The sequence below is a fragment of the Mycobacterium sp. TH-M25 genome (genome assembly GCF_057473665.1).
In genome coordinates this window covers 1-5,791 of record NZ_JBYCLA010000594.1, presented here as the reverse complement: position 1 = coordinate 5,791, position 5,791 = coordinate 1, and the positions used below count along the sequence as shown (strand labels likewise).

Below are 5,791 nucleotides of genomic sequence, written 5' to 3'. Positions count from 1 at the left end.
CGCGTGACCGTCCTCGACGAGCACCTCGACGCTGACACCTGGTGGAAGAGCGTCCACAACGAGGAGGCCCTCGACACCCCGGTCCGCGAAATCATCGACGGCCTCGACAAGATCGCCCACCAAGCCATCCCCTACAACTGGCTGCCCGGCCGCGCCCGCACCTTCTACGGCACCCACTTCGTCACCTGGGCCGACCTCGCCGACGAGTCCATCACCACCCTGATCGACCGCCCCAAGGGCGGAGCCGGCACCGTCAAGGCGATCCTCATCGCCGCCCGCGAAGCCGTCACCCTCACCCGCTCGACCCCTGCCGACACCGACGAGGACCTGCCCACCACCATCAGCCGCCTGCTCGATCGACTCTCCGCCTACGACCACACCGTGCTCTCCCGACGCGGGTGGGCGCTGCACCCCCAGACCATCCCCGTGACCGCCCGCCAGCTCGGCGTGGCCCCCGTCAACGTCCAGCGCAACCAGCCGCGCGCCCAACGCCGCTTCACCGATCTGCTCACCGACCCGACGCACGCCGCCATCCTCAACGCCGCCGACGAGCTACGCCGCCGCCTCGGCCCGCTCACCTGCGAACAGGCAGCCCGCCCAGCGCTCACCGACGTGGGCCTGGACCTCGACGACGACGCCGGACAACTGCTGCTGCACCTCGCCGGCCCCTACGCACCCACCGGCCCATGGCTGCAGGACACCACCGCCGACGGGCTCGCCGCCGCGACCGCCGCCGTCGACACCGCACTCGACGAACACGGCGCCCCCACCGAGCAGACCCTCACCGGCAAGCTCCTCGATCTCGGCATCCCCACACAGACGGCCGAAGCGTTCATCGCCAGCCGCCCCGGCCTGCGCCGATTCGGCGACAAGTGGGTGCGATGGGGAGCCAGCTTCGTCGACAAGACCGAAGCCGCCCTGCACCTGTCCGGCGCCCCTGCCACCGCGGCGATCATCGCCGCCACCATCGGCGAGGAATGCCACGAGAAGGCCGTGCGCGACGTCCTCTACGAGGACCGACGATTCACCCGAGCCACCAAGCGGACCTGGGCGCTACGCCGTTGGGCCATCCCCGAATACACCGGCCTGTTCTCCGAAATCGCCACCCGCATCGACGCCCACCGCCACCCGATCAGCACCAAAACCATCATCGACGACCTAACCGCGGCCTTCCCCGACGTCGCCGAATCCTCGATCCGCTCCTACCTCAGCGCCCCCGGATTCGTCGTCGAAAGCGGCACCGTGCGCCGCCGCAAGAAAACCGACGGCTGGCCCGCCGTCGCACCCCTGAACACCGTACGCGGCACATACCGCAACGGACGCAACGAGATTCGCACCGCAATAACGGTCACCGCCGAACTGCTCCGCGGATCCGGACAATCACTGCACCCCGCACTGGCCACCGCCCTCGGCATCCACCCCGGCGAGGAGCGGACCTTCACCGGAAACACCGACATCACCCTCTACTGGCGGCTGTCGGCCACCAACGGCGCCAGCATCGGTTCGATACGCAACCTGGCCACCACCCTCGACGCCCTCCTCGGCGACACCATCGTCCTCATCTTCAACACCGCCGATGCCACCGTCGACGCGACTCTCATCCGCGCCGACGCCACCACCCCGCGCCGACTGCGAACGCTGCTCGGCAAGACCGTGCGCAACCCCATCACCGCGCTCGCACGCGCGCTGAACTGCGACCGCGACGAGGTGCGCGGGCTGCTCAAGCGCCGCGGCGATCACGATCTTCTATCGCCCGATGAGCCGATACTGCTCGACCAACCACCACGGTGAGCCGCCGCCAGCGCCTTACGTGGGCGCCCACCAGCATCCCCGAGGTGCGCCGGCAGTGGTGCAACGCCCTCGACCAGCTCGTTGCACGCTTCACCGACCAAGGGCTGACACCGCCGGATCCCAGCGAGTCAGGCAGTCGCCGACTGCTGCGCATGCAGTCCAAGCTGGCCGCCGAAATGGAGATCATGAAGGTCGAAACCGACGCCCTCCGCGACGCCGACATGTACTGGGTGTCGCGCGACATGGTGGACGTGGCGCTCGACGCGGCAACCTCCCTGCCGGAATGGTCTCCGTCGATGTGCTGGCCCTCCCGCAACGGACTGCTTTGTTGGGCACGGGCCGCCAGCGAAATACCTTTCGGCCCGAAAGGCACGGCTACGGAACATGTTTCATGGGACGCCGTGTGGTGGTGGCTACGTCCAGACGGCCGCCTTCAACTGTCCCCATCGAGCCGATTCACCAAGCGGCCCGACCTGATTGCGCCCTACCAGGTCAGCACTCCGCTCTGGTCGGCCCATTCGATCGTGATCGACCCGAACGAGCCGCGCACCGAGGAAGTTAACGGCACCGAAGCGGCGCACCCGTTCGTCTCCGTCGTCGGCGCCGCCTGGCTCCTGATGGGACAACCCGCCGTTGCCGAGACCCGCGAGATCCGCGACACCACCAATGAGCGCCGCTCCGGGCGGCCCGGTCGCCCCGAGCCCGCCACACCGACAGTGACCTTGGTCGACGTGCGCCGTTTGCGCCGCGCACCACATGACAAGTCCGACGATGCCACCACCGGCGATCGCCAGTACAGCCGGCGCTGGTGGGTGGGTGGGCATTGGCGCCAGCAGGCCTGCGGCCCCGAACGCAGCATGAGGCGCCCAACCTGGATCGCGCCGTATGTCAAAGGGCCGGAAGACAAACCGCTGACCGGTGATCGGGTGAACGTGTGGCGGCGATGACCGACACCCGCGAGCGCCGCATGCGCACCCTGGCCACCCGCATCAAGAACTGCACCGCCTGCCCCGGCATGAACATTCCCGAAGTCACCCAAGCGGCACCCGGCTACGGCTCGGCCCAGTCCCCGGTGATGATCGTCGGCCAGAGCCTCTGCGGTCCGTGCATGGCCACCCAGATCCCGTTCACCGGCGGCAGCGGACGGTTTCTTGACCGCGCCCTTGCTGCCGCCAGACTGACCAAAGAAGCCGTCTTCACCACCAACGCGGTGCACTGCCATCCACCCAACAACCGGCCCTCGCTACCCCATGAAATCGACAACTGCCGGCCCCACCTGCGCCGTGAAATCGACATTGTGGCACCACGATTGATCATCGCCTTGGGCCGCGATGCCCGCACCGCCCTCGAACACCTCCACCCCGACGCCCCGGTGCTGCCATGGCCGTTCACCCGCCCCCGCAAGCCGCCAACCGCCACCCACCCCACCCGGCATCTGTTCGCGCCCCACCCGTCGTGGATCGCCCGCCAACCTCGCATGACGCAAGACGACTACGTGCAGCGCCTTGGCAGAGCGCTCGCGTGGGCGTTCACGGCTCCGCGGTAGCGCTGCGCCTCAGAGTTCCTTGATGGTCGCCGTGATGCCCAGTTCGTTCAGCAGCGGCTGGATCTGGTCGACGACCGAGGAGTCCGCTACGAGCTGCAGTGTGCCTTGTAGATAGCTGATCTGGCGTTCGTCGAGTGCCATGTAGAACGCCCGGAACAGGGCGGCGAAGCCGTCGGCCGTCTCGGCGCCGGCCAGCAGGTTGCTAGTGAACGAGAACCCCACTTGTCGATCGGCGCCGGCGCCGGCGGCGGCTGCACCGGAACCGGTACCGGGTGCCGTAGCCGCCGCACCACCGCCAGCCGTGCCGGTCGCTGTCGTCGAGCCCGCGCCGCCAGCGTGGGACTCCCCCTGGCCGCCAGCCGTCGGGGCGCCGTCACCTTCGGAGGCAGGTGTAAAACTGGGCGCGGCGATTCTCAGCGCTGTGCTGGTCAGGTTCACCTGAGCGGGTGTGGTCACTTCGACCGCGGTGCCGGCGGCCTCGACGATGCGCAACAGACCCTGGCTCACCGCGTCGAAGATGGCCTGCTGGAGGTCGCGGTCACTTTCGTAGAGCAGCGGCAGCCGCGGAGCGCTGTAGAACGCGGCGCGGATGTCGGACAGCGTCTTCCCGTAGTCCTGCTCGCGCAGGTTGTGTTGCAGGGCGTGGGAGCCGAACTGGCCGGCGTCGAACACCTTGTCCCGGTCAGCGAGTCCCTTCCACACGATGGTGCCGTTGAGTGCTGTGAGGGTGTCGTCATCGAAGGTGAGTTGGTCGAGGTACCGCTCGCCGTCGGGGTCGGGCTGGGCGACGTACGCGACGTGCTGATACGCCCGCTTCAACGCCTTCTCGAGTTGTTCCTTCGCCGTGGCAAGTTCCTTGGTGCCAGTGGCTTTCAACTCGTCGTCGGCCTGCACTTCAGGGGCTGCCAGCGCCTTGCTTCGAGCCAGGTACTCGGCGGCCACACTGCGCGCGAGGCTGCGGCGCTGCGTGTTCACCACGGCGAACACCGCGCTGCTGGCCCACTGCACAGGCAACTGCTCTGGCCCCTGCCCCAGCCCGGTGGCCGCGTGCAACGCCTCCAAGGTGGCGGCCTCGGCGCCGTTGCGGAGACTGAACTGGGCGGGATCCAGCACGACCAGGCGGGTGGTGAAGGCGGTATCCAGGCCAGCAGTGGAAAGCACCTCGGCAGGCGTGCGCGTGGCGTCGGCTGCGACGAACCTGAGTTCACGGAAGGGGCCGGTGCTGGCGAGTCGTTGCGCGAACTCGACCAGTACGGCGTCACGCTCGGCCTCGGTGATGGTGCGGCGAATGTTGTTGACCAGCATCCGATGCGTGAGCCGCGTCGAGAGGAAGTAACGCGCCGGCTTGTTGTTCCCCTGGCCTGGGATGATGTCCAGCGCACTGAGTCCGCGGTCGACGTCGACCAGTTCGGCGACCACCGCGTCGGCGTCGGTGATCGTGTAGGCGACGTTCGGAATGCTGGTGGCCGCCTTTACCTCCGGTGCGCTGGCGCCGCGGCCGCGGCCGGGTCGAAGCGTTCCGACGATGCTGGCCATGAAGATGAAGGTGGCGGCCCGCTCGGCGGCCCGCGGGTTCGCGTCGCTCCACAGCAGCGACTCCCGGTTCAGATCCTGACGGCGGGCAGTGCCGCTGTCTTCGTCGTGGTTGACGACCTCGATCTCGGCCAGGCTGCGATAGTTCGCGATCGTGCGTTCGTCCTCGACGAGCCCGCTACCCAAGATCGCCTCGCGCACGGCGGAATCGGCCAGTGGAAAGTCACCAGGGCCAATGAGGGCGGGCACCCATTCGCCGGCCTTACCGCGCTCCTGCTGCGCGTAGACGGTCGCGGCGAAAATCCGGATCGTCGATCGCACACGCTGAAAGCCGGTGACCTTGCTCCACTCGTCTTTGGCCAGCGACATCAGCATGGGATGAAACGGGTAGCAGGCAGCGACCTCCTCAGTCCAGCGGTCGCGCCAGGTGGTCCCGATGGTGTCCCAAACGTTCTTGCTCCACCCCTTGTCGGAGAACACGGCGTCGTACTGACCGGCGGTGGCCGCCACCACTTCGGCGGCTGGCTCGGAGTCGAACAGGCGCCTCCGCAGGATGTCGGCGAAGTCGCCGACCTCGGTGACCGTTGCGGGGAAGCCGTTGCGTTCGAGCAGACGGTTGAGGTCGTCGCGACGTTCCTGGGCGGCCTTCGACAGGGCGGTCTGATCGGCGTCGGAGGCGATCATCACCATCAGCATCGCCACGTTGGGAACGTCATTGACGACATCGAGCAGCGCCCGCAGAAAGGCAATGTCCTGCGCGGCGAGGTCGGGTTTGTTGGCGCCGTCCAACCCGTTGCCGATGTAGTCGAGCACCTCGTCGACAATGATCAGAACCGGCCGGTTCACCGCTCTGATCGCCTCGGCGATCTTGTGCTTGTCGCTCCAAAACGGTTGATACCGCTCAAAAAGCGAGTAATCCTT

General features: G+C 67.7%; 4 protein-coding genes. 3 read left to right on the top strand and 1 reads right to left on the bottom strand.

Translation table 11 applies throughout. The features are described 5' to 3' along the window. The 3 genes from AC2VOU_RS19800 to AC2VOU_RS19790 all read left to right on the top strand — a co-directional run. A partial coding sequence (locus AC2VOU_RS19800; protein WP_486958895.1) for a hypothetical protein occupies positions 1-1,791 on the top strand: 1,791 nt, incomplete at its 5' end. Further along, entirely contained in the window at positions 1,788-2,738 is a 951-nt protein-coding gene (locus AC2VOU_RS19795) for an AcrVA2 family anti-CRISPR protein (RefSeq protein WP_486958894.1), read from the top strand. The genes AC2VOU_RS19800 and AC2VOU_RS19795, both read left to right, overlap by 4 nt. After that, entirely contained in the window at positions 2,735-3,337 is a 603-nt protein-coding gene (locus AC2VOU_RS19790) for a uracil-DNA glycosylase (protein WP_486958893.1), read from the top strand. The genes AC2VOU_RS19795 and AC2VOU_RS19790 overlap by 4 nt, the downstream gene beginning before the upstream one ends. A 9-nt stretch (positions 3,338-3,346) precedes the next feature. Here AC2VOU_RS19790 and AC2VOU_RS19785 read toward each other — a convergent pair. After that, on the bottom strand, positions 3,347-5,791 hold a 2,445-nt coding region (locus AC2VOU_RS19785), incomplete at its 5' end, for a DUF499 family protein (RefSeq protein ID WP_486958892.1).